This window comes from Paenibacillus sp. FSL R7-0302, assembly GCF_038006885.1.
Taxonomy (GTDB): domain Bacteria; phylum Bacillota; class Bacilli; order Paenibacillales; family Paenibacillaceae; genus Paenibacillus_AQ.
In genome coordinates this window covers 5,081,764-5,106,373 of the sequence record NZ_JBBOWB010000001.1, presented here as the reverse complement: position 1 = coordinate 5,106,373, position 24,610 = coordinate 5,081,764, and the positions used below count along the sequence as shown (strand labels likewise).

Below are 24,610 nucleotides of genomic sequence, written 5' to 3'. Positions count from 1 at the left end.
ACCACTTCATTAAGGAATGTTGTCTTGTCATAGGCTGTTTAAGGATAATTCGACAAGGATGCGGGTTATCCTCCCTCTGAGCTTGCACTTGAGGCTGATTTTGAATAGAAATGCTGCTATTCTAAAATAATTTAAAAAACTATGCAGGGGAACCTTAAAGCCAGACGTCTAACGTAATGTAGCTGAAGGAGGGAAGAAAGACTTGGAAGAGACGGAGTGGATCAGTGCTGTGCTAAGCGGGGAGCATCAGGCCTTCGGGAATCTGGTGACCCGTTATCAAGGCATGGTATATAGCGTATGCATCAAAATTACAGGAGAAGCCGAGTCTGCCAAGGATATGGCTCAGGAAGTCTTCATCAAAGCCTATAAAGCCCTTCCCACCTTCAGAGGACAATCTTCCTTCTCCACCTGGCTGTACCGGATTGCTTACCGCACCTGTCTGGACTGGAAACGGGCCAATGACCGGGAGTGGCGGCACCGGAGTGCAGCAGATTACACAGAGAATGACTGGGTGACTTCACAGACACCTGAACAGGCAGTGCTTCGCAAGGAGGCTTCCCGGGAGCTGGGTGAGAATCTGAATAGTCTGGCGGAACCGTACCGGTCGGTTGTGCAGCTGTACTATTTTCAGCGCCACTCCTATCAGGAGATCGCGGAGCAAAAAGGAATTTCGGTTAAAACGGTTGAATCGCAGCTCTATCGGGCCAGACAGATGATGCGCAAAAGCGGGGAGGAATGGCGATGAATTGTTCAACAGTAAAAGAGTGGATGCCGCATTATATAGATGGACAGTTGTCACCTGAGGCCCAGCAGGCGATCTATCTGCATACCCAGACCTGTCCCGGCTGCGCGGAATGGCTGGAGGAGGCGCGGGAGCTTGCGGCGATGTGGAGCGAGATGGAAGCCGGGCTGGATCTTAACGGGCAGGAGCCCGTGTTGCCGCATGACTTCCCTGATTTGACCGGGGATGTTATGGCAAGGATCGGCCAGTTGGAGAATGGACGCAGAGAACGGATCGTGAAACCAACCATGTCCAGACGGCGTACGGCCCGGGGAACCTCCTGGATGCATTACGGCGTGGCGGTCGGTCTGACGTTTCTCCTGCTGCAGCTTGGCGTATTTGAGAATTTGGCCTATGGCATCACTGAAATCAACGGGCATATGTCCACATCGGTCAGCTCCTGGTTCGGCCCGCAAGGTAACAATAAATAAATCCATAGCGGCTTCGCCGGTTATCTAATTTATTTCAACAAAACTTTTGGGAGGGTAACATATGATTAAGAAAAGACGCTGGCTCACGTTTCTCCTGGCTATGGTTCCAGGACTGGGCCACATGTATCTGGGCTTTAAAAAAATGGGCCTGGAGTATATGATTGGAGCATCGCTCTGTATTATATTCATTCCGTCCATGCCCGCCGTGTTTCCATTCGCGCTTGCTGCGCTCTGGTTCTATCAATTATTCGATGCGCTGCAAAAGGCGGCTTGGATGAAGGTGTCGGCTGCCGAGCATGAGCGGATGATGTTCCATCCGGATAGCTTTGGAGCGCCCTGGTCGATGGGGATGTCTGCGCCCCCGATGTACCCGCATGATGATGTGAATCCGGTGTGGGTCGGTATAGGGTGTGTTATCGCGGGCATCCTGCTGCTGCTCATCACTGCATTTCCCTCTCTGTGGGAGATGCTGAGCGATATGAACATCGGAGCGATTCTGCTGTCGCTTGCCCTGATCGGGTATGGATTCAGAATGCTGAAGAATAATTCAAAAGTATAGTGAAATGGGGAATTGAAGGATGGGGAGATGGAAAATCGGCAGCTTTACCGCCGCAATAGGGTGCATAATAGTAGGAGTTATTGTAGTCATGGCTCAATATGGTGTAATCACGTACGATGTGCTGGGTTATATCTGGCCGGCCCTGCTTATCCTGTTCGGCCTGGAGATGCTGCTTAGGCTCTTCATTAAATCCGATGTCAAAAGCCGCGTAAGCGGCTGGGCCATTCTGCTGATCATTGTGCTTATCGCGGCAAGCGGGGCACAGACGGTACTGGCCGGAGGATCGCTGAGCAGTATCTTCGGCAATACCAAGCTGGTGCCGGTGAACGGGAAGGTAGAAGTGCAACAGGATATTAAGAATGTGCGGATTGATCTGCCCCAAGGCAAGGTTAAGCTCCAGGGTGTGGATGGGAACACGCTGACGTATGAAGGAAAGCTGGAGCTGCCGGGCAATACAGACAATGAAGCGGCAAGTGCTCTGGAGCGTAAATGGAAGGTGACGACCGAGGGCGATACGCTTGTGATGGAGCTGGAGGGAGATTCAGGCTGGCTCTCCAATATCCAGATCGGCTTTAATAACAATGCGCCATATCTGAATGTCGGCATTCCGCAGAATCTGGCCGCTCAGGTAGAGACCAGTGACGGTTCCATCGAAGCCGGGGGGCTGGCCGCAGGCATTAATGTGGATACGAGCAACGGAACGATGGATATCCATGATGTCTCCGGAGGTGTGAAGGCTCATAGCAGCAACGGCACGCTGACGGTAAAGAATGTACAGGGCGGAGCAGACCTGGTTAGCTCGAACGGTGCGATTACGCTGGGGAATATTGACGGCGCGGTGTCGGCCAGAAGCAGCAACGGCAAGATTACAGTGAATTCGGCAATCACGGGTGCATGGGAGCTGAAATCGAGCAACGGCAAGATTGTCTTGGGTCTTCCGGCGGTAACGGATGCCAAGATTACGGCAGATACCACTAACGGATCGCTTAAAGGCAACGTGGACTGGGGCGGCGGCGATGAGGACCATGGAACGGCTGTACTTGGAAAAGGCACCCATGAGGTCACCTTGTCCACCAGCAATGGTTCTATAACAGTGGATATGGCGCAATAAAGGACATAGAAGCATAAAGAGCTGTTCACCGGATATGTTATGCCGGTGAACAGCTCTTTATTGTAAGAGAAGAAATGATATCGGGAGGTTATGCGGGCTGCAGCCAGTTAGTCCTGATTACCATGCATAAGCCTTCGGAGCCGCACCGCCGGGTCCGGGGAAAATCTCGTCCAGACGCTTCAGCACGGATTCGTCCAGGACGACCTCCAGGCTGCGCAGCGCGCTCTCGAACTGCTCCAGCGTACGCGGTCCGATGATTGGCGCTGTTACGGCAGGGTTGGCCAGCAGCCAGGCCAGAGCGATATTATCCTGCGGCTCGCCCAGCTCCAGACTCAGCTCCGCAAAGGCTTCAAGCTGCTTCTTGTGCTGCTCCACACGCTCCGCGTTGCCGCCGCTGCGGCTGCCCTCGATCTTCTTCAGCGCATTGCGTCCCAGCAGCCCTCCGTCAAGCGGACTCCACGGAATAATGCCGAGGCCCAGATGCTGCGCGGCGGGCAGAACCTCAAGCTCCGGCAGACGGCAGGTCAGGCTGTATTTATGCTGCTCGGATACCAGTCCAAGGAACCCGCGGGCCTTCGCTTCCTGCTGGGCAACGGCAATATCCCAGCCGGCGAAGTTGCTGGAGCCGGTGTAGCCGATCTTGCCTTGGCTGACTGCAAGCTCAAAGGCGCCCCACAGCTCGTCCCAGGACACGTTACGGTCGATATGGTGCATCTGGTAGAGTTCGATGTGATCGGTCTGCAGACGCTGCAGGGAGCCCTCCAGATGGCGGCGGATAATGTAGGAGGAGAGGCCGCCTTCATCATTGGGTCCATCCAGCTTGTCACTCATCGCCCCGTAGACCTTGGTCGCCAGAACAACCTTCTCACGGCGTCCGCCGCCCTGCTTGAACCAGCGGCCGATAATAGTCTCGGTCAGACCCGAGTTCTCACCCCATCCATACACATTGGCGGTATCAAAAAACTGGACTCCCGCATCCAGCGCCGCATCCATAATCCGGAAGGCTTCCTTCTCGTCGGTGATGGGACCGAAGTTCATCGTTCCCAGACAGAGGCGGCTTACCTTCATACCAGACTTGCCAAGCTTCGCGTATTGCATCTTAAGATCACTCCTCTTCCATATGATTAGAGATCCGATAATTTCACCTGCTTATTAATTGTAATCAATCGGCGGGACAAGGGCAAATTAGGGATATGTCTCACTTATAGGCTATATCTATGAACGTGATAGAATCTATATCTTTGTCCTTTGTCCTTCGTTATGATACAACAATATACAGAAGAACTATGTCTGCGACCAGCAGGACTACCTAAGGAGTGACAGGAATGAGCGAGGTCAAAAAAATCGCCGTAATTGCCGGGGACGGTATCGGACCTGAAGTTGTGGCGGAAGCGGAAAAGGTATTGAAAAGAACGGAAGAGCTGTTCGGGTATACATTTGAAACAGAGCATGCCCTGTTCGGAGGAATCGCCATTGATGAACGCGGAACTCCGCTGCCTGAGGATACGCTTGCAATCTGCCGCAGCGCCGATGCTGTATTGCTTGGAGCCGTAGGCGGACCGAAATGGGATAACAATCCGAAGGAGCTGCGTCCGGAGACCGGACTGCTCGGTATCCGCAAGGCGCTTGGCCTATTCTCCAATCTGCGTCCGGCGGTGGTCTTCGATTGTCTGAAGGATGCTTCGACGCTGAAGCCGGAGGTCCTGGAAGGCACAGACCTGATGGTCGTGCGTGAACTGACAGGGGGGATCTACTTCGGGGACAAGCTGCGCCGTCAAGGTGAGCATGGGGAAGAAGCGGTAGATACTTGTGTCTACAACGTCACTGAAGTGGAGCGGATCGTACGCCAGGCGTTCGAGATTGCCGGGAAGCGCCGGGGCAAGCTGGCGAGTGTCGACAAAGCCAACGTCCTGGAGACCTCCCGTCTGTGGCGTGAAGTGGTGAACAGACTGGCACCGGAATATCCGCAGGTTGAAGTTGAGCATGTGCTGGTGGATAACTGTGCGATGCAGCTGCTGCGCCGTCCTTCGAGCTTCGATGTCATCGTGACCGAGAATATGTTCGGTGATATCCTGAGCGATGAAGCAGCGATGCTGACAGGCTCCATTGGTATGCTGGCCTCCGCTTCACTGGGAGAAGGCAGCTACGGCCTCTATGAGCCGGTTCACGGCTCCGCGCCTGATATTGCCGGACAGGGGCTGGCGAACCCGATCGCTACGATCCTGTCGCTTGCACTGATGTTCCGCATGACCTTCGGCTACGAGAATGCAGCCGCTGCCATTGAAGCCGCAGTTGCGGAGGTACTGGATGCCGGTCACCGGACGAGCGATATCGCAGTGGATAAGAGCAAGGCAATCAGCACCACAGAGATGGGCGACCTGATTGTAGCCGCTATCCGCACAGCCTAGTTCTACCACATGTATCCCTTTTGACGCAGAACAAGTGGAAACGGCTTTGCCGTCCTTTTAAGGACGGTACCGTTTCAGCGAGAAATAGAAGGAGAACGTATAGCGTGAAACCTATACGTTCTTCTATTTTGAAGAAAAACTTCACAAAATGTTGCTTATTTATAATTATTATAAAAAAGTAATCAATGTAATATTGACTTTGATTTTGTACGATGATAACATTTGGTCTGTACCCGTAAGAATGTAACCATCCAATAAAATCAAGAAAAGCATATTGCATCTGGCAACGGTCCGGTAGCTGTTTTTCTTACATAATCAAAAGGAGGATTTAAGCAATGGCAGAACGTTTGGTAGGTAAACCCGCTCCTGACTTCTTCATGGAGACAGTAACAGGCGACGGTAAGGATTTCGGTAAGGTAAGCTTGTCCGACTATCGCGGCAAATGGCTTGTATTCTTCTTCTATCCGCTTGATTTCACCTTCGTATGTCCAACTGAAATCACAGCCCTGAGTGATGCGGCTGCTGATTTCGCAGAGCTTGATACAGAAATTCTAGGTGTGAGCATCGACTCCATCCATAGCCACAAGGCTTGGTTGTCTACACCTAAGGATATGAACGGTCTTGGCCAGATCAACTTCCCGCTGGCTTCTGATATCACGAAGAAGGTTGCCAGCGATTATGGCGTCCTGATTGAAGAAGAAGGCATTGCGCTGCGCGGACTGTTCATCATCGATCCTGAAGGTGAACTGAAGTATCAGGTTGTTAACCATAACGATGTGGGCCGCAGCGTTGAAGAGACATTGCGTGTGCTGCAGGCTCTCCAATCCGGCGGGCTGTGCGCTATGAACTGGAAGCCAGGCGACAAGAACCTGTAAGCTTCAAGGCCTCATGAGCCGCGATCTTTGATATACTAAGAGGACCTCCTTGCGGGAAGATTTATTCCCTTCAAGGAGGTTTTTTGCAAAAAGATAAGAATGTATATGCTGAAACGGTACCGTCCTTTAAAAGGACGGCAAAGCCGTTTCCACTTGAGATATGGACAGACGTTTGAAAATGGGCATAAAGGTTAATATATAGCTTGTAAGGAGAGGAATCTCTCCCGCTGTTTTGTAATATACTAATAGGAAATCAACGACAACACTCAAGGAGGGTGAACAAAAATGAGCTTTTGCTGTGGAGCGAGTATGGTTGGAACGAAGGGAACCCTAAAGCATTATCGCACGCAAGTCCATAATGTTCCCCTGCTTTTTTGTCCGGTATGCCACCGGGTAGAGGTACATTACAAAGTCGAGAATGAATATGAAATTCTGGCGGAATATGCTCATGGCGACGGCGTCACGGATGTGGATTTCCAGGATTATGTGATGGAGGAAGAGGAAGCGATCTTCGAGAACGTCATCAATATGGAGAGCGAGGACCCGCTCGCGATCATACGCAGCCAGATCGATATGTCGCTGGACCTGCTGGCGGTTGCCAAACAGATCGGCGACTCCAAATGGGAACGTGAGCTGAAGAAGCGTCTGGCTGTCATGAGCCAGCGGCGTCAGCGGCTCCAGCAGAAGGCTTGATATCTGTCTGGATCTGCCACCATCATGTTATAAATCAGTGAGCTCCCGCCGCCTGGCGGGGGCTCTTTTCAATGTATTTGCAGGAAATAAATCATTCCCCTCCTACTTAAATGTGTCTTTAGAATCATTTTAGGAATATTTTTGCCATTCGACAGATTCTCTGATTGCGTTGTCTTCTTCTCTTGGATATGATTGGAATATAGTTGAAACGGTTGGATAATACAATACGATTTTCGAATGTTCTGGCGGCTTCGTCATATACTCAGATACATAGTAATTTGATGTCGCTTAAGCGTCTTCGTCAATTGCAGTAAAAGGGGGAACTTCGTATCGTGATAAGCCAATATCAGGAAAGCTTGCTATTATCGGCAAGAACGTTTCAAACTGGTCCGATGGATACCACATTTGAGGATGTGCTGGAGCACATCGACAGCGGGATTCTGCTTTTTGATGATGAGGGTGTGCTGACTTTCGTCAACAAGCAGATGTACGGCATTCTGGAGCTTAACCGTCACTCTCTTCTGGGCTGCACCTTGCATCATCTGTTATCCCATATCCAGCTCAGCCGCTTCAAGAAGAAGCAGGTGCTCAGGAGTTACCGTGAAATGGTGCTTAAAGGTAAGCCAAGCTATGAATTCGTGGATGAATATGGACGGTACTGGCGCGCAACCCTGTCCAGCGGAGAGGAGATGAAGGGCAGCTACCTGTTCACATTCAAAGAGATCTCCGACTACAAGCTGATTGAACAGACGGCCTACCAGAACGACAGCCTGGCCATGCTGGGCCGGTTATCGGCCTCCATTGCCCACGAGATCCGCAATCCCCTGACAGCTATCCGGGGGTTCATACAATTGCTTCATCCCCATCTGCATCTGCTTGGCAAAGAAGAATATGCGAAGATTATATTAGCGGAGATTGACCGTGCCAATGACATTATTCATGAATTTCTGACTTCCTCCAAGCCTTCTGTGCCGCAGATCAGCATGATTCGTGTCTCTGCCTTGCTGAAGGAAGTGGTCCTGCTGACAGAGAGCGAGGCGCTGATGAAGGGCTGCCAGATCAACTTGCAGGTGCTCCAGGAGGACCTGGTCATCTCAGGGGATATTAAGCAAATGAAGCAGGTTGTGCTGAATATGATCAGAAATGCGATGGAAGCGATCTCGGAGCGGGTGGATGATTCTGTAGGCCGAATTGAGGTAGGCGCACGTAAAGAAGGAACAGAGGTGCGCATCTTCATCTCTGACAACGGCAAAGGAATGGATATCTGCACACTTGACAGACTATTCAATCCGTTCTTCACCACGAAGGAGAATGGGACGGGACTCGGACTTTCCGTCAGTGACCGGATCATCAAGAATCATGGCGGCTGCATCTCGGTCAGCAGCCGGCTGAATGAAGGAACCCGGTTCGTCATTTCGCTTCCGCTTACTCATTAATGCTATCTTAAGCCCGTTGTTCTCGGTAGAGGGCCTACGGGTTATAATCAATATGCAAGGGCTGATTCCTGCAATGCACGAACAAGTGCGGGAGATCAGCCTTATCTGCGTTAGTGGTGTATTTGTTAATAGTGTAGGGCAACCAGGATGCGGAGGGATGGAGCTTGATCTTTGAATGGAGCAGTGATGCCGGTGAAGCTTCGCCGCAAGGAGATGCTGTATGTCTAATCATCTCAGAGGCACAGGCACAGGGAGAGGGACTTCCGGCAGATTGGGCCGCGAGAGTCCGCCTATTGTCCGCAGCGGGCCTGTTCAGCGGCAAGCAGGGGCAAGTGTATATCCTGCCCGTAATGGAGCGGCCTGAGCAGCCTGTGGTCATTCTGGCCGGAGGCGGAAAGGGCCAGATGGGGATGCACGAGCTGCGGCAGCTGATGGCGCAGACTGCCAAGGCGGCTTACAGGCTGAAGGCCGCTGCGCTGGTTGTGCAGATACCAGCGGTACCTGGCGGGCTGAGCGGGGCGCTGAAGGCGGAGCAGGCCGGCCAGGCCATTGCGGAAGGGCTGGTTCTGGGATCGTACCGCAGAAGACAATATAAGCTGGACCAGGCAGCCTATGCGGGTATAGATACGGTACATCTGCGTACGGAAGGCAAGAGCGAGGCAGCAGAAGAGGAAGGCTGGAGACAGGGCATCAAGCGGGGGAAGGCTTTCGGGGAGGCTGCCAACCTTGCCCGTGAGCTGACCAACCGTCCGGGGAATCTGCTGACTCCTTCGGGGCTTGCAGTGGCTGCTATAGAAATCGCTGAACGGCACGGGCTTCCGGCTGAAGTGCTGGATGAACGGGAGCTTGCGCTTAAGGGAATGGGCGGCTTGCTTGCAGTCGGCAGCGGCAGTGTGAATCCTCCCCGCATGATTGTTATCCGCTATCAGGGGACGAATCAATGGGAGAACGCAGTGGGCTTGGTCGGCAAAGGAATCACTTTCGATACCGGGGGCATCTCCCTGAAGCGGGCATCGGGCATGGAGAGCATGTTCAGTGACATGGCCGGGGCCGCAGCCGTTCTGGCGGTTATGGATGCGCTGGGGCATTTGCGTCCCAAGGTCAATGTGGTCATGCTGATTCCGGCGGCAGAGAATATGCCGGCAGCGAATGCTTTTAAACCGGGCGATATCATTACTACCCTCAGTGGAAGAACGGTCGAAATCATCAATACGGATGCGGAGGGGCGGATCATTCTGGGAGATGCGCTTACCTATGCCCGGGAATGGGGCGCACAGCGGATCATTGACGTAGCCACGCTGACAGGAGCTGTGGTGTCGATTCTGGGAGATGTGGCTACAGGGGCAGTAACGAATGATCAAGCATTCCTGGAAGAGCTTCTGGCAGCCTCAAGGCTGTCAGGGGAGCAGATCTGGCCGTTGCCTGTCTATCCTGAATTCCGGGAGCTGTTGACAAGCGAGGTTGCGGATCTCCGCAATGCTGCCGGACGATATGGAGCTGCCAGCACGGCGGGACTGTTCATTGGGGAATTTGCCGGGGGATTGCCGTGGGTGCATCTGGATATTGCAGGGACTGCCTTTCTGTCTGCGGAACGGGGAGTGAATCCTAAGGGCGCCACGGGTGTGATGGTCCGCACGTTGCTGGAATATCTGCTGAGCGCTGCGGCTGAACCGGATTACCGCTCCCCTGAAGCCTAACCCGAATCGTCCTAATAGACAAAGAGCCGCAGGTTCTCAGTTTCCTGAGACCAGCGGCTCTTTGTTCATTTGGAATCCTGCTTCTCATAACTGCGGGGATAGCAGCCTATTTACGGGCCTTCATCTGGGCAGTCAGGGATTGGACGCCATTCATAATCTTATCCCGTGTATTCTTATTCTTCAGCAAGTAGGCGGCTCCCAAGGCTACCGTTGTAAACAAAGTCTTCTTGGTGTTCATGGTGATTCCTCCTTGGCAATAGTCTGGTTGTTAAAAGCTTATAACTAACATACCCGCATGCCAAGGTTTCTAAACGAAAGAATATGAAGTCTGTATCCGCTAGAACTGCATCCTAGCGCTTGCTGCCCAGTGAAGCACTGCCGCAGGACAGAGGTGAATCCATCGAAGCTGCGGGACAGGTCTTGCCCTTGTCACAGCCCGCACAGGCCCCCTGCTTGCCCTTCTGCACATGGCGGTAGATCATCCAGCCGGAATACCCGAATATTAGCGCCACAATCACAATATTAACGATCATTGCTGTCATCGCTTCCTCTCTTAATAACTTGGACTTGCTGCGGGGCTACGACCATCCGAGCAAACGTCCTCCTTGATAGATCACCAGTGATACCGTATAGGCCAATATCAGAGAGTAACCCATGGAGAAGAATGTCCATTTCCAGGACGCAGTCTCTTTCTTGATAACGCCGACAGTGGCCAGGCAAGGAATGTAGAGCAGGATAAAGGCCATGAAGCTGATCGAGCTAAGCGGTGTAAAGACTGAAGCAATCTGGCCTTCCAGCCCTGCTGCATCCGGGGCATGGTAGATGATGTTCATGGTGGAGACCACAACCTCTTTGGCGAGGAAGCCGGGCACCAGAGTAGATCCCGCCTGCCATGTTCCGAAGCCGAGCGGCTGCAGCAGCGGGGCAATGAAGCCGCCGAATTTGGCCAGGAAGGAGTGATCCATGTCCACATTGAGGCCGCCAGGACCAGCGTAGGACATCAGCCAGATCAGGACCGAGCCGGCCAGGATGATGGTCCCTGCTTTGCGCAGGAAGCCCTTGCCCTTCTCCCAGGTGCTGCGGCTCAGTGTCTTGAGCTGCGGCATCCGGTAGGGAGGCAGCTCGATAATGAAGATAGACGTCTCATTCTTGAACAGATGCTTGGAGAAGAACTTACACAGAATCAGGGCGAATACAACACCCATCACATACATAGAGAGCACAGCTGTGGCCTGCTGGGCAGGGAAGAAGACCGCTGCGAACAGCAGATAGACCGGAAGCCGGGCAGAACAGGACATCAGCGGCATGAGCAGTGTCGTCAGCAGCCGGTCCTTGGGCTGTTCAATGCTCCTTGCAGCCATAATCGCAGGTACGTTGCAGCCGAAGCCGATAATGAACGGAATGAAGGCCTTGCCATTCAGTCCCATCCGTTCCATCGTGCTGTCCATCAGCAGGCAGACACGGGCCATATACCCGGAATCTTCCAGGAAGGAGATCATCAGGAACAGGATGAATATCTGTGGAACAAATACGAGCACGCCGCCCACACCGCCGATGAGACCATCAACGATCAGTGCGTGCGTGAATTCCGAAGCCCCGATGGCCCCCAGCAGCGAATTCGTCCAATCGCTGAGCTGACCGCCGATGAAGCCATCCAAGAGATCTGACAACGGTCCGCCAATCCAGTCAAAGGTAGTTTTGAACATCGCATACATAAACAGGACGAACAGGGGCAGTCCGAGAAAACGGTGGGTAAGGATGGAATCCAGACGTTCGGTCAGATTATGCGGTTTTTGCAGGGTGGAGTCTATAGCTTCAGCGCACACCTTGCGGATGTAGTCCATGCGGACCGAGCGAATCCACTGGGGAAGAGTGAGTGCAAGCTTCTCCTGCTGCAGCCGGGTCTGAGCGGTGTCTGCAATCAGCAGCAAGCCGGAAATATCCGTCCGCTTCTTAAGCAGCTCCAGGATTACGGGGTTCTGCTCCAGCAGCTGGAGAGCAACCCAGCGGAGATTAGGCAGACCAGAGATCTTGTGCAAATGTGTAACAATGGAGGCTATGGCTTCTTCAGCGAGTTCGCCATAATTCAACTGGAAGGTAACAGGCGGGATATGGGAAGGCTGCTCCAGCACGCTAAGCACCTGACCGGTTCCTTTGCCTGTCCGGGCAATCAGCGGCAGCACGGGAATACCGAGCTGTTCCGTAAGAATGTCGGGGTTCACCTGAATGCCGCGCGCCTTGGCGACATCAGTCATATTCAGTCCGAGGATCGTCGGCTTGCCATACTCCAGCAGCTGCAGGGTAAGCAGCAGGTTCCGTTCCAACTGCGAGGCATCGACAATATTGATAAGTGCTTCAGGGCTTTCTTCGATCAGATATTGTGCAGCTACGCCCTCATCACGCGAGAGGGGGTGAAGGGAGTAGATTCCCGGCAGATCGATGAGCTTCCCGGCTCCGTTCTTCAGACTGCCGATTTTTTTCTCAACCGTAACGCCTGCCCAGTTCCCCACATATTCATAGGAGGAAGTCAGGGTATTGAACAGCGAGGTTTTCCCGGTGTTGGGGTTCCCCACAAGTGCGATAGAGCTCATGAGACCTTCACCTCTATCATAGATGCTTCCTTCCGCCGGATAGCAAATAGCTGACCGTTGCATTCAAGCGTAATTGGACCCATGAACGGCCCTTTGCCCTTGAGACGGATCATTACACCCTCAGATACTCCCAGATCTGCTAGCCGGCGGCGCAAGATAGGGTTCATGCCTTCGATTCTTTGAATGGAGCCGGTAGAGCCTGGTTGCAAACGCAGCAAGGAGCAGGATGTTAGAGCCATTGTTATCCCTCCGAAAGAGACTGATAATCAATCTCAATGATTTCTTGTAATGTAGCATTTTACTGCCATTTATTCTGTGATTAATGTCATTGTTTCTGTTCGCGAAAATCGATATGAAGATTACTGAAATTTTCTTTACAATATCTTCTTCATTAAAGTATGATTGAACGATAATATAAGCATAGTACTAAAGAGATACCCCGAAGGGAGAACAGATTGTGAAGACTAATCATAGTAAAATTGTCGATTGTACCATCCGTGATGGGGGATTGGTAAATAACTGGGATTTCAGTATTGAATTTGTTCAGAAATTATATGCCGGACTGAATGAAGCCGGTGTTGATTATATGGAAATCGGATATAAGAACTCGCCGAAGCTGCTCAAAGGGGCAGAGGGTGCAGGCCCTTGGCGCTTTTTGAATGATGACTTCCTGCGCAAGGTCATTCCGCAAAAGGGGCATACGAAGCTGTCGGCTCTGGTCGATATCGGCCGTGTGGACGAGAATGATATTCTGCCACGCAGCGAGAGCATGCTCGATCTGATCCGTGTGGCTTGTTACAGCAAGGATGTGGACAAGGCCCTTCAGCTGGTGCAGACATTCCATGACCTGGGCTATGAGACGACCATTAATATTATGGCCCTGTCCAATGTGATGGAGAATGAGCTGCTGGAAGCCTTCGAGCAGATCCGTGAGAGCGTAGTTGATGTAGTCTATATCGTGGATTCTTACGGCAGCCTGGATCATAATGACTTTCATTACCTGGTAGAGAAGTTCAAGACGCATTTGCCGGAGAAGCGGCTCGGTGTGCATACCCACAACAATCTTCAGTTGGCCTTCTCCAATACGCTGATTGCAGCCGAGAAGGGAGTAGAGCTACTGGATGCTTCCTGTTATGGAATGGGCCGTGCCGCAGGCAACTGTCCTACAGAGCTGCTGGTTACCCATCTGAAGAATACGAATTATACGCTCCGGCCTGTTCTGGATATCGTTGAGAACCTGATGATCCCTCTGCGGGAGAAGGAAGAGTGGGGCTATATCATTCCGTATATGATTACAGGGACGCTGGACGAGCATCCCCGCTCGGCAATGGCGCTGCGATCTTCGGCCGATAAAGATAAGGCGGTTGACTTCTACGACACACTGACAACACCCGAGGTCAATTTCGGGGACAAATAACCGTCTGGAAGGAGAAAGCACTGGCCTCTGTTTGTAGGCAGGTGCTTTTTTTCTGCCGAAGCGGCTTCCTTGCAATATTAGTAGGTGAACAATGTAACTTTACGGAGCTGTCTGGCCGATATTTATACATAGGAGATCATACACATCCATCTGACTTTATAGATATTATTTTTAGACGCGAGGGACTTATGAGACAAGAAGAGAGAAAGACGATTCATGCGGCTATTCTGGGGGCTGTGCTATTCCTTCTGATCCAGATTTTTCGTACACCGCTGGGCCGAATCGAGGACAAGGATTTACTGATGGCCTTTTACCTTATTTTGGGCTGCTGTACTGTCGCGTTCGGTTTTGCGATTTTTGCCCAGGGCTGGCTGCTGTTCGCCAATAGTTTATCTAAGGCCAGGCTGTACACCTCTGCATTGTTCCTGGGGGTGAGCATTTTTGATTTCCTGCATGTACTGGGGTTTGTAGGTATTCCCGGAATCACCTCGTATATCAGCCCGGAGCAGGCCTTATGGCTCCTGACGTTCTCCCGGCTGGCCAGTGCACTGGGGATTATGCTTATTTTCAGCAGAGAAGACCAGCTTGTAGGAAACGGCGTCAAGGGGAAGGTGTTCAGGAATGCTTTTGTGGTGATTCTGCTGTCTTTGGCTGTGTTTGGTCTCGGCAACCTGATTGTCTCCGGGCTGGCGGACGAACCATGGGCAGAAACGGCAAGAGACCTGATGAATATGGCGATACTGTTCGTCTATTTGCTGGGTGCTGCGATTATTATCTATCCTGGCAAAAGCGAAAAGTCAGCCTCTCTGCTGATTATTATCCGTTCCCTTGTGTTCTTCTCACTGGCTCAGGTCTTCTTCATGAATCTGTTCAGTGTCGGAGAATTGGATTATCTCTTCGGGATGCTCAGCAGCGCAGCGGCCTATTATCTTCTGCTGACCGGGGTCTACAGATTGACGATTGAGGAGCCATTTCAGGAGAACCAGCAGGCGGAAGCGCGGATTAATTATCTGGCGTACCACGATGAGCTGACAGGTCTTCCGAACAGACGCCGCCTGATGCAGCGCATGGAAGAGGTGGTGCTCCAGAGTGAGCAGGACAAAAGCCGCGGCTTCGCCGGGCTGGTCATTATGAACATCAACCATTTCAAGAATATCAATGACTCTCTTGGCCATTATGCAGGAGATCTGCTGCTGCAGCTGGTCGCCCGGCGGATCGGGGATGAGGTTAGAGTCAATGAAGAGCTCTTTAGTATGGGAGCGGACGAGTTTGCTTTTCTGATGACGGAGCGGACGGGTCTGGAGAATTGTCTGGTCCGGGCGGGTGAGCTGCTGCGCCTGTTCGAGACACCGGTAGGCCTGGAGTCGGGCGAATACCATATCTCGCTGAGTCTGGGGGTAAGCATCTATCCCGGGGATGGAGATACGGCAGAGCAGTTGATACAGAATGCAGACACAGCGGTGCACAATGCCAAGGAGCAGGGGGTGGAGATCCGCCGCTATATTCCGGCTATGCAGATGAAGGCGAAGGAACGTCTCAAGCTGGAGAACGATCTGCGCCGGGCGCTGGAGCGGGGGGAGTTCTATCTGGTCTATCAGCCCCAGGTACTGCTTGAGACAGAAGAGATTGTCGGCATGGAGGCGCTGCTGCGCTGGAACCATCCCAAACGCGGCTTGGTCTCTCCGGTGGATTTCATTCCTATCGCTGAAGAGAGCGGGCTAATTGTCCCCATTGGGGAATGGGTGCTTAAGACGGCCTGTATGCAGAATAAATTGTGGCAGGATGCCGGCTATCATCCGATTTGCGTGTCCATTAACCTCTCGATGCGCCAGTTCCTGCAGCCCAATCTGGCCGGCAAAATTGATGCCATCCTGAAGGATATCGGTCTAGATCCCTGCTATGTGGATTTGGAGATTACCGAAAGTATGACCCTGGACAAGGAGACCGCCTTCGACCAGCTGAACCGCCTCAAAAGACTTGGCGTATGCATCAGCATCGATGATTTCGGCACAGGCTACAGCTCGCTGCATTATCTGAAGAATATGCCGATTGACCGCTTGAAGATCGACCGTTCCTTCGTATCCGATGTTATGGAGGACAGCAACAATGCCGCGATTGTCTCTACGATTACCTCGATGGCCCACCATTTGAAGCTCAAGGTCACCGCTGAAGGTGTGGAGAACAAGGAGCAGCTGCACTTTCTGCGCCAGCAGCATTGCCATGAGGCCCAGGGGTATCTGTTCAGCAAGCCGGTGAAGGCGGCCGAATTTGAACAGTCCTTCCTGAAGCCTCTGCTGGAAATGCCATCGTGACCTAACCTCCGTTATCTGAATGTAATAGGGTTGCAATTTATTCGCAGTGATGCTACAATGTTTCTTGTACTCAATTCGAGTTGCGGGTGTAGTTCAATGGTAGAACTTCAGCCTTCCAAGCTGATAGCGTGGGTTCGATTCCCATCACCCGCTCCATATTTAACTTCCGAAATCCTTGTCCGCAAGGGTTTTTTTGTTGTTTCGGAGTTGTTGCAGGGAACTAGAATGTGTGGATAATGCTGATCAGGGAGGATAGGGTACAGGGAAGAAGACGTAGTGGCAGGACGTGAGGGAGTACCTAGTGATAGAAGATACGTGAGTACATAGGGACAGAACAGAACTTAGGGACAGAACATAAGGGATAGTACATACTGGCAGAACAATTACTAAATCTGTTGAAAGTAGGGTGCGGCTTCATTCAAAGGTAAAAGTCCCTCTAATTCGGCCTGAATTGAGCGATAGGTGAAAATGAGAGGGATAAATCCCTCTGATACGGCTGAAAGTTGGCTAAACGGGAAAATGAGAGGGATAAATCCCACTGATGCATCTGAAAGTCAGTTATACGTGAAAATCAAGGGGATAAATCCCACTGATTCCGCCAGCTGTGGCCATACGAGAAATTAGATGGCTGGATTGCAAAGGTGAGTTGTAGCACAAAGACTGCATACGCTCCAGCATATAAAACTTAGCTGAAAGTTGAGGGTAAGCAGAAATGAGGAGCATTAGTGCACCTGAATTCGCTGAAAGTTGACGGTAAGCAGAAATGAGGAGCACAAGTGCACCCGAATTCCCCGGATAATACGTAGGAAAAGTCAAAATGAACCCAGCGAGGTTACCTTAAAAGCTGAATAAGTAGCACAGGTGTCACAAGTCACACCGGCTACACCAGCCACAGCTAATTCATCTGTTGAAAAAGGCAGGCCCCCGATCCTTCGGGGGCCTGCCTTTATGAAATGACAGGTAAGCCGTCTGCCTTGGACGTTAGACGGTCTTCAGGAACTCGACCAGGGTCAGCAGGCCTTTGTCGAAGTTCTCCAGGTTGAAATGCTCGTCCGGCGCATGCAGGTTCTCGTCATCGAGTCCGAAGCCCATCAGGACGACCGGTGCCTTCAGGATGCGGGCGAAGCTCTCCATGATCGGGATGGAGCCGCCGTCTTTGGTGAAGAGGGCGCGGGTGCCGTAGACCTTGCCGTAAGCATCGGCAGCGGTCTGGAGGATCGGGTGCGACGGATCGATGTTGAAGGCGCGTGCCTTCTCCATCTGCTTCACCTGAACCTTGGCGCCGCTCTGGATATGGGCCTTCAGATGGGCTTCAACGGCATCCAGGATGTGCTGCGGGTCCTGGTCGCCAACCAGGCGGCAGGTAATCTTGGCATGGGCTTCCTTCGGGATTACGGTCTTGCTGCCTTCGCCTTGGAAGCCGCCGTATACACCGTTCAGCTCCAGCGTTGGACGCGCGCCGACCCGTTCCACGAAGGTGTAGCCTTCTTCACCGTACAATTGCTCCAGGCCGAGGGCGGTCCGGATCTTGTCTTCATCTACGCCCTGCTTGGCGAATTCTTCGCGCAGCAGCGGAGACAGGGCAGGTACGCCTTCGTAGAAGTCTTCTACAGATACGCGGCCCTTGTCATCGTGAAGGGTGCTCAGCAGCGACACCAGCGCATGCAGCGCATTGGGAACGCCGCCGCCGTAGGAGCCGGAGTGCAGGTCAGTCAAGGCGGTGTTCACTGTGACCTCCATCGAGCAGAGACCACGGAGTCCGGTGCAGATGGCCGGGCGTCCGCGTTCCAGCAGAGAGGTATCCGAGACGAGAACGGCATCTGCCGCAAGCTTGTCCTGATTGGCTTCCAGGAATGGCGGCAGGTTGACACTGCCAATCTCTTCTTCCCCTTCGATGCAGAGCTTGATGTTGACCGGCAGAGTGCCCTCTTGCTTAAGGATAGCCTCGATGGCTTTGATATGCATGAATACCTGGCCCTTGTCGTCTGTAGCGCCCCGCGCATACAGCTTGCCGTCACGGATCTCCGGTTCAAACGGAGGCGTAGTCCACAGGTTCAGCGGATCAACCGGCTGTACATCATAATGGCCGTAGACCAGAATGGTCGGCTTGCCGGGAGCGTGAAGGTAGTCTGCATAGATCACCGGATGACCGGCAGTAGGGTGCAGCTCGATATTCTCAAGGCCTGCACGCTTCAGGGTCTCCACCAGCCAGCCGGCTGCGGTATTGATATCTTCCTTGTGGCTGGACAGGGCTGAAATGCTGGGGATCGCCAGCCATTGCTTGAGTTCGGTGAGCTGGGCTTCGCGCTCAGCCTGAAAGTAAGTTTCATATGACATTGTGGTTATGTACCTCCTTAGAATTCGCTGCTTAATACCACAGCTACCCGTATTATGCGGCAACATGCATAACGGAGGGTCTCTGCGGCTCAGGTTCGGCAGTGTATTGCATTCATTATACTGGAGATATCCCGATGGATCAAAAAAGGATTGTCCCGGCCCTTCATCAGAGGTTGACCGGAGCTGCGTAGCCGGGGATACAGTTCCTTGCAGGCTGTTGATTACTGGCAGTAACCGTGATAGACTTACTTAGTTTAAGCAAAGGAACCGCCGGGAGCGGCGGAAGCGACAGGAGCGAAATTGTAGTGTCAATGAATATACCTGCAAGTGTTGAACCGATATATATTTATACTTATGCCCATTCACCGGATGAGACCTCGCTGTGCGGGATGGAGCTGCGCTGCCTGTTCGGCCGGGAGATCCCTCCGGCTATATTTGCAAGCGGGGTAGAGGTGGATGTCAGCCGCAGTCCTTTTATCAAAGAGCGGATTGATGTGATGTACGAAGGGGATACGCTCCCGGAGATCTACAAGCAGACGGAGCAGGTAGAACTGGGGGGGCGGAGCTTCAAGGTTATTTTTGTGAAGACTAATGATCTGGCTCCTGAACATAAAATCGAATACGGTGAGCGCAGAGTGATTGAGCGGGAAATCGGCCTGCGGATTGAGGGAGAGGCGGATGTGAACCATCCGGAGCTGGTGTACGGGATTGTAACGCTCGGCGGACGCTGGTACTTCGGCCCTTATCATAAGAACAATGCCACCTGGTTCCGGCAGATGCACAAGCCCCGCAGCTACTCCATAGCGCTCAGTACACGGGTAGCCCGGGCGGCGGTCAATATGGCGGTTCCGCGCATACCCGGTGTGAAGCTGATCGATCCCTGCTGCGGAATTGGCACAGTTATGGTGGAGGCTCTGTCGATGGGAATTGATGTCGTCGGCCGTGATATTAACCCGCTCATTGCTGCTGGTGCACGGACGAATATCGCCCATTTCGGCTTCGAGAGTGAGGTCACGCTTGGAGATATTGCAGACATTGAGGAGCATTATGATGCGGCTATCGTGGATATGCCCTATAACCTGTATTCCCGGATTACCCCCGAAGAGCAGTTTGCGATTCTGAGCCATACGCGGCGGATTGCGGATAGAGTGGTCATTGTAGCGATTGAGGCGGTGGATGAGATGATTGCCGCGGCCGGTTTTACGATTGTAGACCGTTGTGTGGCGCGAAAAGGTGCGTTCTCCCGTCATCTGATGCTGTGCGAGTAGAGCGCCTTGAATTAAGGGCGTAACTAAATCCGAGTGAAGGCGGTGTGCTTATGGAACCGAAATGGTTAACCTGGGCCAAAGAAATTCAAGGGATTGCCCAGACAGGACTGACGTATGCCAAGGATGTATATGATATTGAGCGTTATCAGGCGCTGCGGGAGCTGAGCGTGGATATCCTGGCGAACTATACGTATGAGAGCAAGGAGCGTATCCGGCTCTCCTTCGCGGGCGAAGGCGGGTATAGCACACCTAAGGTGGATATCCGGGGAGTGATTTTTCAGGATGATAAAATTCTGCTCGTACACGAGAAGCTCGACGGAAAATGGGCACTGCCCGGAGGGTGGGCGGATATCGGCCTGTCACCAAGCGAGGTAGCGGTGAAGGAGATCGCTGAGGAATCCGGCTACCAGGCGGAAGCGGTCCGTCTGCTTGCCGTGCTGGATAAGAAGTTCCATCAGCATCCCCCGGAGCCGTACCATGTCTACAAAATGTTCATCCTCTGCAGAATTACCGGCGGGGAAGCGGCGGGTGGTGTGGAGACGAGCGGTGCGGGTTTTTTTGCCGAGGATGCATTGCCCGAATTGTCTGAAGAGCGCAATACGGCGGAGCAGCTGCACACCCTTTTCCAATATTTACACCATCCCGAAAAAGAAGTAATATTGGACTAAAGGACTGCATATAATAGATAACCAAGAGTGTATATAAGTTTTATGAATACATTTTTTGGTTAATATTATTTATGTAAGCCTTTACAGTGATCATCCGCTGAGCCTTTATATCTAAAAAATTTATCGAAAACATCTCTTTTTGGGCCTGGCGGTCTACATTTTTTCCTCTGCTTTGACGATAAGAATTTTAGGAGGGGATCGCATGGAACAAGAAGAGCTAAGACTTCCGCTTGCGCAGGAGGGGATGACCCGGCCTACAGAGGGCAATATTGCCACGGGCCTGGTATGGGGTGTCCTGATCAGTATTCCCTTATGGATTTCGTTGATCGGCTGGATGATGGGCATCTGGAAATTCTAAGACCCGTCCGCAGCAGCTATATTCCACTACTAAACTTACACATATACAATGAAGGCTGCCTCTTCGAAGTGAAGAAGCAGCCTTTTTATGCTGAAATTACAAGTCGTTGTTGATATGCACCAGCTGGAAGGTCTCGCAGACCACCCGCATATCCGGGTTGAAAGGCTTGCCCTCACGCTCCAGCTCCCTGGTGAAGTACACTTCATGCTCGTAGCGCCAGGATTCAAGGCTGCGGTCATCCTCCCCTTCGGAGTAGGCAAATTCAGCGGTTACCTCAGCGAACGGAACGACCTCCACCTTCGTTGTTTCGATGATCGCACGCGGCTGCCCCTGACTGTCCAGCAGGACGGATAACCCGCCTGTAAAAGGCATGGCCAGCCCCTGTGCTTCAATCAGCTCGTAATTCTGCGCGGTTCCTGTCTTGATTCCGCTCAGAACCAGATCCAGCAGCTCATTTGCCAGCCGGGGATTGTCGCCGAATGCCCAGGCGCTGTCGAATTTGTCTGCTGCTTCCGGATGCTTCACCAGATAACTCTCCCAATATTTCGTAATTTCCGGGGTTAATGTCATTACGGTCACCTCTATCTTAGATTTGTAAGTGTATATTCATTTATCGTGAAGCCAAGCCGATTCCAGTTGGGCGAGGACAGGAGAGCAGTGCAGATCAGTCCGCTTCGCTTAACCAGCCGCTATACAGGTCATCAAGCTTCTGCTGTGCAGCATCTCTCATTCCTTGCAGCCCGGCCAGCTTCTCTGCATTGCTCGACAGCTGCGGGTCCAGCATCTCGGCATCGATAAGAGCAAGCTGCGCTTCCGCTGCGGCAATGTCCTGCTCCCACGAAGCCGCCGGACGCGGCTTGCGGTTCGGACTGGCAGGGCCGGAGGGGGATGCTTCTGCCCGCCCGCTTGCCGTGCGGGTCTTGCTAATGCCGCCCCCGGAAGATTCCGGCTGCTTGACCTCCTGCCGCTGGGCGGCTTCGGTCTGCTTTTCCTTATAGTATTCGTAGTTGCCCGGGAAGGAGGAGAAGCGTCCGCCGTCAATATGCCAGAGCTTGCCGAAGCAGCGGTTGATGAAATAACGGTCATGGGATACCGCCAGCACGGTGCCGGGGAATTCCTCCAACGCTTCTTCCAGCGCCTCGCGGGAATCGATATCCAGATGGTTGGTCGGCTCATCCAGAATCAGCAGGTTCGGCCTCTTGTGCATCAGGATCGCGAAGCGCAGCCGGGTCCATTCTCCTCCTGACAGGTTGGTGATGCTCTTGAAGACATCGCTGCCGTAGAAAAGGAAGCGGGCCAGCTGGCCGCGGGCTTCGCCTTCTTCAAGGCCGGCCTCCTCGCGGAAATACCGCAGCACGGAGTGGCCGCCCTCCTCCGGCACAGCTTCCTGGGCCAGATAACCAACGACAGCTCTGGAAGCGAGCGTACAGCTCCCGCTGTCCGGTGACTCCTGGCCAAGGATGATCTTCAGCAGGGTACTTTTGCCTGCTCCGTTGCCGCCGATCAGTGCGGTGGTCTCGCCGTATCTCAGAATATCGCTGGCAGCCGAGAAAAGCCTGCGCTCCCCGTAAGACTTGCTGATCCGGTCCAGGATGACGACCTGGTTGCCGGTCCGGTCCTCCTGCTGGAGCTGCAGATCCATGGACTTGCGCTCCAGGATCGGGCGTTTGACCTTGACCATCCGGTCCAGCGCCTTCTGCATGGACGCCGCACGGCGGTGGAAGGAAGGGTTCGGCGGATTGGAGCGGTTGCCCCATTCAATCAGCCGTTTGATACTCTCCTGCATCTGCTTGATCTTCTTCTGCTGCTCCTGATAGTCAGCGAATTGCTGAAGCAGCCTGGCTTCCTTCTCTACCTGATAGCCGCTGTAGTTCGTATGGAAGGTGAAAGCCTCCCCGTCTTCAATCTCGATGACCTTCTTCACCACGGCATCCAGGAAGTAACGGTCATGGGAGATCGCCAGTACTGTGCCGTCATAGCTCTGCAGGAATTGCTCCAGCCACTCAATAGCCTCCATGTCCAAATGGTTGGTCGGCTCATCGAGCAGCAGGATGTCGGGACGGCGCAGCAGCAGCTCGGCCAGCCCCACCTTGGTCTTCTCCCCGCCGGAGAGGGAGGAGAAGCGGCGGTCGTATTGCTCCTCTCCAATCCCCAGCCCTGAGGCTACACGCTGGATCGAGGCTTCCAGCTCATAGCCGCCTGCGGCCTCGAACTTCTCCTGAAGGGTACCGTATTCCTTAAGCAGCCGGTTCCAGGCCTGCTCGTCTTCGCCCGCACCGGAGGAAGACATCTCCTGCTCCAGCTCCCGCAGGCGGCGCTGCCAGCCGAGCTGCTCCGCGAAGCTGCGCTGAAGTACGGCATAGACTGTGTCGCTCTCGTTCACCTCCTGAATCTGGGCAAGCAGACCGATGACGCTGCCCCGGCGGATGGAGAGCTGCCCTTGGTCCGGGCGTTCCTCCCCGCTCAGCAGGTGGAAGAGGGTGGTTTTGCCGCAGCCGTTGCGGCCGATCAGACCGATTTTTTCGCCTTGGCGGATATCGAAGGTGACATCGCTCAGGACGAGCTGGGCACCGTGGTATTTTTGGATATTTTGGCATGAGATAATCATCGTTAGGCTCCTTTTATTAGAATGCCCTCTGCTCCGCCGCTTCTGTTAATCCGAATCCTCCGGTCAAAAGCACATAAAAAGGCCGCAGGGAAATTTCCCTGCGGCCTGAGAATTCTTCGGGTTAAGACATCCGTTGAAGTGTAGGCGAGAAAGGCATTTCACAATGTTGTAGTGTTATTAAGTTCGTGTAAATGGACAGACTTCTCCCGTTGTCCGATTTCACATGAACGATGCCAGACATGATATTAATCAGCCGGCTGCTAACACTGTTGGTCACATTGCGATCCATTCTCCTACACCTCCTTTGTGATAAATGTAAAGCTAGTGTAACCAAAAATCCCGGAATAAGCAAGGGAGAATTATTCCCGCAGAGACATAAATGCATGGTTCTGCAAGTAGTATGGAGTGTGGCAAAGGGGCGTTGCCCTTATAACGGCTGCGGGAAAAGAGGAGAGCTATGGCGATTTTTAACGGATTGCTGGGCAATGCGACCCAGGTCGAGCTGGGAGAGGTGCAGCGGGAATACGGACGGATTCTGGCTCCGGATGAAAAGATTGAGCGCGCTTATAAGCTGGTCCGGGACATGTTTATTTTCACAGACAAGCGGCTGATTCTTGTAGACAAGCAGGGGATGACCGGCAAGAAAACCGAATACCATTCTGTTCCTTACAAAAGCATCACCCATTACTCCGTGGAGACGGCGGGGCATTTCGACCTGGATGCGGAGCTGTGCCTGTATATCTCGGGCGCGGGGCTGCCGCTGAAGAAAACCTTCAATAAGTCGGTCGATATCTATGAAGTGCAGGCTGTGCTGTCGCAATATATCCTGAAGTGAGGGGGGAGCACAGACAGGGCGTACTATGGCTGTAGCCTGCTGTAGCTCCATCTAACAGACGGATAGAAGAGATGCCAGGCCTTGGCGGATTCCATCCGGAAATTTGTGCATGGCTCACAAAATAAGCGGCAGCAAATGTACGGTCCTGCGCAAACCGTTGACAGAGGTTCCTGGCCTGCTGTTAAATGACACTAACTTAATTAAGCGGCAGGGAAGGGAGGCGGA

The 24,610-nt window shown here is 52.9% G+C and carries 23 protein-coding genes and 1 tRNA gene; 16 read left to right on the top strand and 8 right to left on the bottom strand.

Features of this window, described 5'->3' with window-relative positions:
- The first annotated feature begins 202 nt into the window (after nt 1-202).
- From MKY96_RS21945 to MKY96_RS21930, 4 genes are all read left to right on the top strand, one after another.
- Complete coding sequence (locus MKY96_RS21945; RefSeq protein WP_036727677.1) at nt 203-745, top strand: RNA polymerase sigma factor; 543 nt, start codon at nt 203-205, stop codon at nt 743-745.
- Entirely contained in the window at nt 742-1,212 is a 471-nt protein-coding gene (locus tag MKY96_RS21940) for a zf-HC2 domain-containing protein (RefSeq protein ID WP_340943266.1), read from the top strand. Before MKY96_RS21945 ends, MKY96_RS21940 begins: the two co-directional genes overlap by 4 nt.
- Nucleotides 1,213-1,273: 61 nt before the next feature.
- On the top strand, nt 1,274-1,771 hold the full coding sequence (locus MKY96_RS21935; RefSeq protein ID WP_340943264.1) for a hypothetical protein: 498 nt from the start codon (nt 1,274-1,276) through the stop codon (nt 1,769-1,771).
- Between the two features lie 19 nt (nt 1,772-1,790).
- Nucleotides 1,791-2,882, top strand: coding sequence for a DUF4097 family beta strand repeat-containing protein (locus MKY96_RS21930; protein ID WP_340943261.1), 1,092 nt, complete (start codon nt 1,791-1,793; stop codon nt 2,880-2,882).
- A gap of 117 nt (nt 2,883-2,999) precedes the next feature.
- Here MKY96_RS21930 and MKY96_RS21925 read toward each other — a convergent pair whose 3' ends face one another.
- A complete protein-coding gene (locus tag MKY96_RS21925) occupies nt 3,000-3,980 on the bottom strand; it encodes an aldo/keto reductase (protein ID WP_036696143.1) in 981 nt (326 codons plus the stop codon).
- 227 nt (nt 3,981-4,207) lie between these two features.
- On the opposite strand from MKY96_RS21925, the gene leuB reads away from it, so the two are divergent.
- The 5 genes from leuB (at nt 4,208) to MKY96_RS21900 (ending at nt 9,991) form a co-directional block, all read left to right on the top strand.
- The gene (leuB, locus tag MKY96_RS21920) at nt 4,208-5,290 is read left to right on the top strand and encodes a 3-isopropylmalate dehydrogenase (protein ID WP_340943260.1); all 1,083 of its coding nucleotides are present in this window, start codon (nt 4,208-4,210) and stop codon (nt 5,288-5,290) included.
- Between the two features lie 335 nt (nt 5,291-5,625).
- Complete coding sequence (locus MKY96_RS21915; RefSeq protein ID WP_036727686.1) at nt 5,626-6,165, top strand: peroxiredoxin; 540 nt, start codon at nt 5,626-5,628, stop codon at nt 6,163-6,165.
- A gap of 285 nt (nt 6,166-6,450) precedes the next feature.
- Nucleotides 6,451-6,858 carry a hypothetical protein gene (locus MKY96_RS21910; protein ID WP_340943257.1) on the top strand — a complete coding sequence of 136 codons (408 nt, stop codon included), beginning with the start codon at nt 6,451-6,453 and terminating at the stop codon, nt 6,856-6,858.
- Nucleotides 6,859-7,190: 332 nt separating this feature from the next.
- On the top strand, nt 7,191-8,294 hold the full coding sequence (locus tag MKY96_RS21905; RefSeq protein ID WP_340943255.1) for an ATP-binding protein: 1,104 nt from the start codon (nt 7,191-7,193) through the stop codon (nt 8,292-8,294).
- A gap of 164 nt (nt 8,295-8,458) precedes the next feature.
- The gene (locus tag MKY96_RS21900; protein WP_340943252.1) at nt 8,459-9,991 is read left to right on the top strand and encodes a leucyl aminopeptidase; all 1,533 of its coding nucleotides are present in this window, start codon (nt 8,459-8,461) and stop codon (nt 9,989-9,991) included.
- A gap of 106 nt (nt 9,992-10,097) precedes the next feature.
- Here MKY96_RS21900 and MKY96_RS21895 read toward each other — a convergent pair whose 3' ends face one another.
- From MKY96_RS21895 to MKY96_RS21880, 4 genes are all read right to left on the bottom strand, one after another.
- Nucleotides 10,098-10,229 carry a hypothetical protein gene (locus MKY96_RS21895; protein ID WP_256707444.1) on the bottom strand — a complete coding sequence of 44 codons (132 nt, stop codon included), beginning with the start codon at nt 10,227-10,229 and terminating at the stop codon, nt 10,098-10,100.
- Between the two features lie 112 nt (nt 10,230-10,341).
- Entirely contained in the window at nt 10,342-10,533 is a 192-nt protein-coding gene (locus MKY96_RS21890) for a FeoB-associated Cys-rich membrane protein (RefSeq protein WP_340943249.1), read from the bottom strand.
- A gap of 36 nt (nt 10,534-10,569) precedes the next feature.
- On the bottom strand, nt 10,570-12,582 hold the full coding sequence (gene feoB / locus MKY96_RS21885) for a ferrous iron transport protein B (protein WP_340943247.1): 2,013 nt from the start codon (nt 12,580-12,582) through the stop codon (nt 10,570-10,572).
- Complete coding sequence (locus MKY96_RS21880; protein WP_339222940.1) at nt 12,579-12,821, bottom strand: FeoA family protein; 243 nt, start codon at nt 12,819-12,821, stop codon at nt 12,579-12,581. Before MKY96_RS21880 ends, feoB begins: the two co-directional genes overlap by 4 nt.
- 218 nt (nt 12,822-13,039) lie before the next feature.
- Here MKY96_RS21880 and MKY96_RS21875 point away from each other — a divergent pair, with 218 nt between their 5' ends.
- From MKY96_RS21875 to MKY96_RS21865, 3 genes are all read left to right on the top strand, one after another.
- Nucleotides 13,040-13,999, top strand: coding sequence for an aldolase catalytic domain-containing protein (locus tag MKY96_RS21875; protein WP_179090501.1), 960 nt, complete (start codon nt 13,040-13,042; stop codon nt 13,997-13,999).
- A gap of 188 nt (nt 14,000-14,187) precedes the next feature.
- The gene (locus MKY96_RS21870) at nt 14,188-16,311 is read left to right on the top strand and encodes a putative bifunctional diguanylate cyclase/phosphodiesterase (RefSeq protein ID WP_340943245.1); all 2,124 of its coding nucleotides are present in this window, start codon (nt 14,188-14,190) and stop codon (nt 16,309-16,311) included.
- 82 nt (nt 16,312-16,393) lie between these two features.
- A tRNA-Gly gene (locus MKY96_RS21865) sits at nt 16,394-16,467 on the top strand.
- An 825-nt stretch (nt 16,468-17,292) separates the two neighbouring features.
- Here the strand turns inward: MKY96_RS21865 and MKY96_RS21860 are convergent.
- Nucleotides 17,293-18,648 (bottom strand): dipeptidase, encoded by a 1,356-nt coding sequence (locus MKY96_RS21860; RefSeq protein WP_340943243.1) that lies wholly within the window; start codon nt 18,646-18,648, stop codon nt 17,293-17,295.
- A 311-nt stretch (nt 18,649-18,959) separates the two neighbouring features.
- On the opposite strand from MKY96_RS21860, the gene MKY96_RS21855 reads away from it, so the two are divergent.
- The 3 genes from MKY96_RS21855 (at nt 18,960) to MKY96_RS21845 (ending at nt 20,942) form a co-directional block, all read left to right on the top strand.
- Entirely contained in the window at nt 18,960-19,916 is a 957-nt protein-coding gene (locus tag MKY96_RS21855; protein WP_340943241.1) for a TRM11 family SAM-dependent methyltransferase, read from the top strand.
- Nucleotides 19,917-19,966: 50 nt separating this feature from the next.
- Nucleotides 19,967-20,584, top strand: a complete 618-nt coding sequence (locus tag MKY96_RS21850) for an NUDIX hydrolase (RefSeq protein ID WP_340943239.1) — start codon at nt 19,967-19,969, stop codon at nt 20,582-20,584.
- A 202-nt stretch (nt 20,585-20,786) separates the two neighbouring features.
- Nucleotides 20,787-20,942 carry a hypothetical protein gene (locus tag MKY96_RS21845; protein ID WP_156949647.1) on the top strand — a complete coding sequence of 52 codons (156 nt, stop codon included), beginning with the start codon at nt 20,787-20,789 and terminating at the stop codon, nt 20,940-20,942.
- A 96-nt stretch (nt 20,943-21,038) separates the two neighbouring features.
- Here the strand turns inward: MKY96_RS21845 and MKY96_RS21840 are convergent, their stop codons facing one another.
- Entirely contained in the window at nt 21,039-21,512 is a 474-nt protein-coding gene (locus MKY96_RS21840; RefSeq protein WP_340943237.1) for an ASCH domain-containing protein, read from the bottom strand.
- A 94-nt stretch (nt 21,513-21,606) separates the two neighbouring features.
- On the bottom strand, nt 21,607-23,550 hold the full coding sequence (gene abc-f, locus MKY96_RS21835; protein ID WP_340943236.1) for a ribosomal protection-like ABC-F family protein: 1,944 nt from the start codon (nt 23,548-23,550) through the stop codon (nt 21,607-21,609).
- 457 nt (nt 23,551-24,007) lie between these two features.
- On the opposite strand from abc-f, the gene MKY96_RS21830 reads away from it, so the two are divergent.
- Nucleotides 24,008-24,385, top strand: a complete 378-nt coding sequence (locus MKY96_RS21830; protein ID WP_340943235.1) for a PH domain-containing protein — start codon at nt 24,008-24,010, stop codon at nt 24,383-24,385.
- Nucleotides 24,386-24,610: the final 225 nt, after the last annotated feature.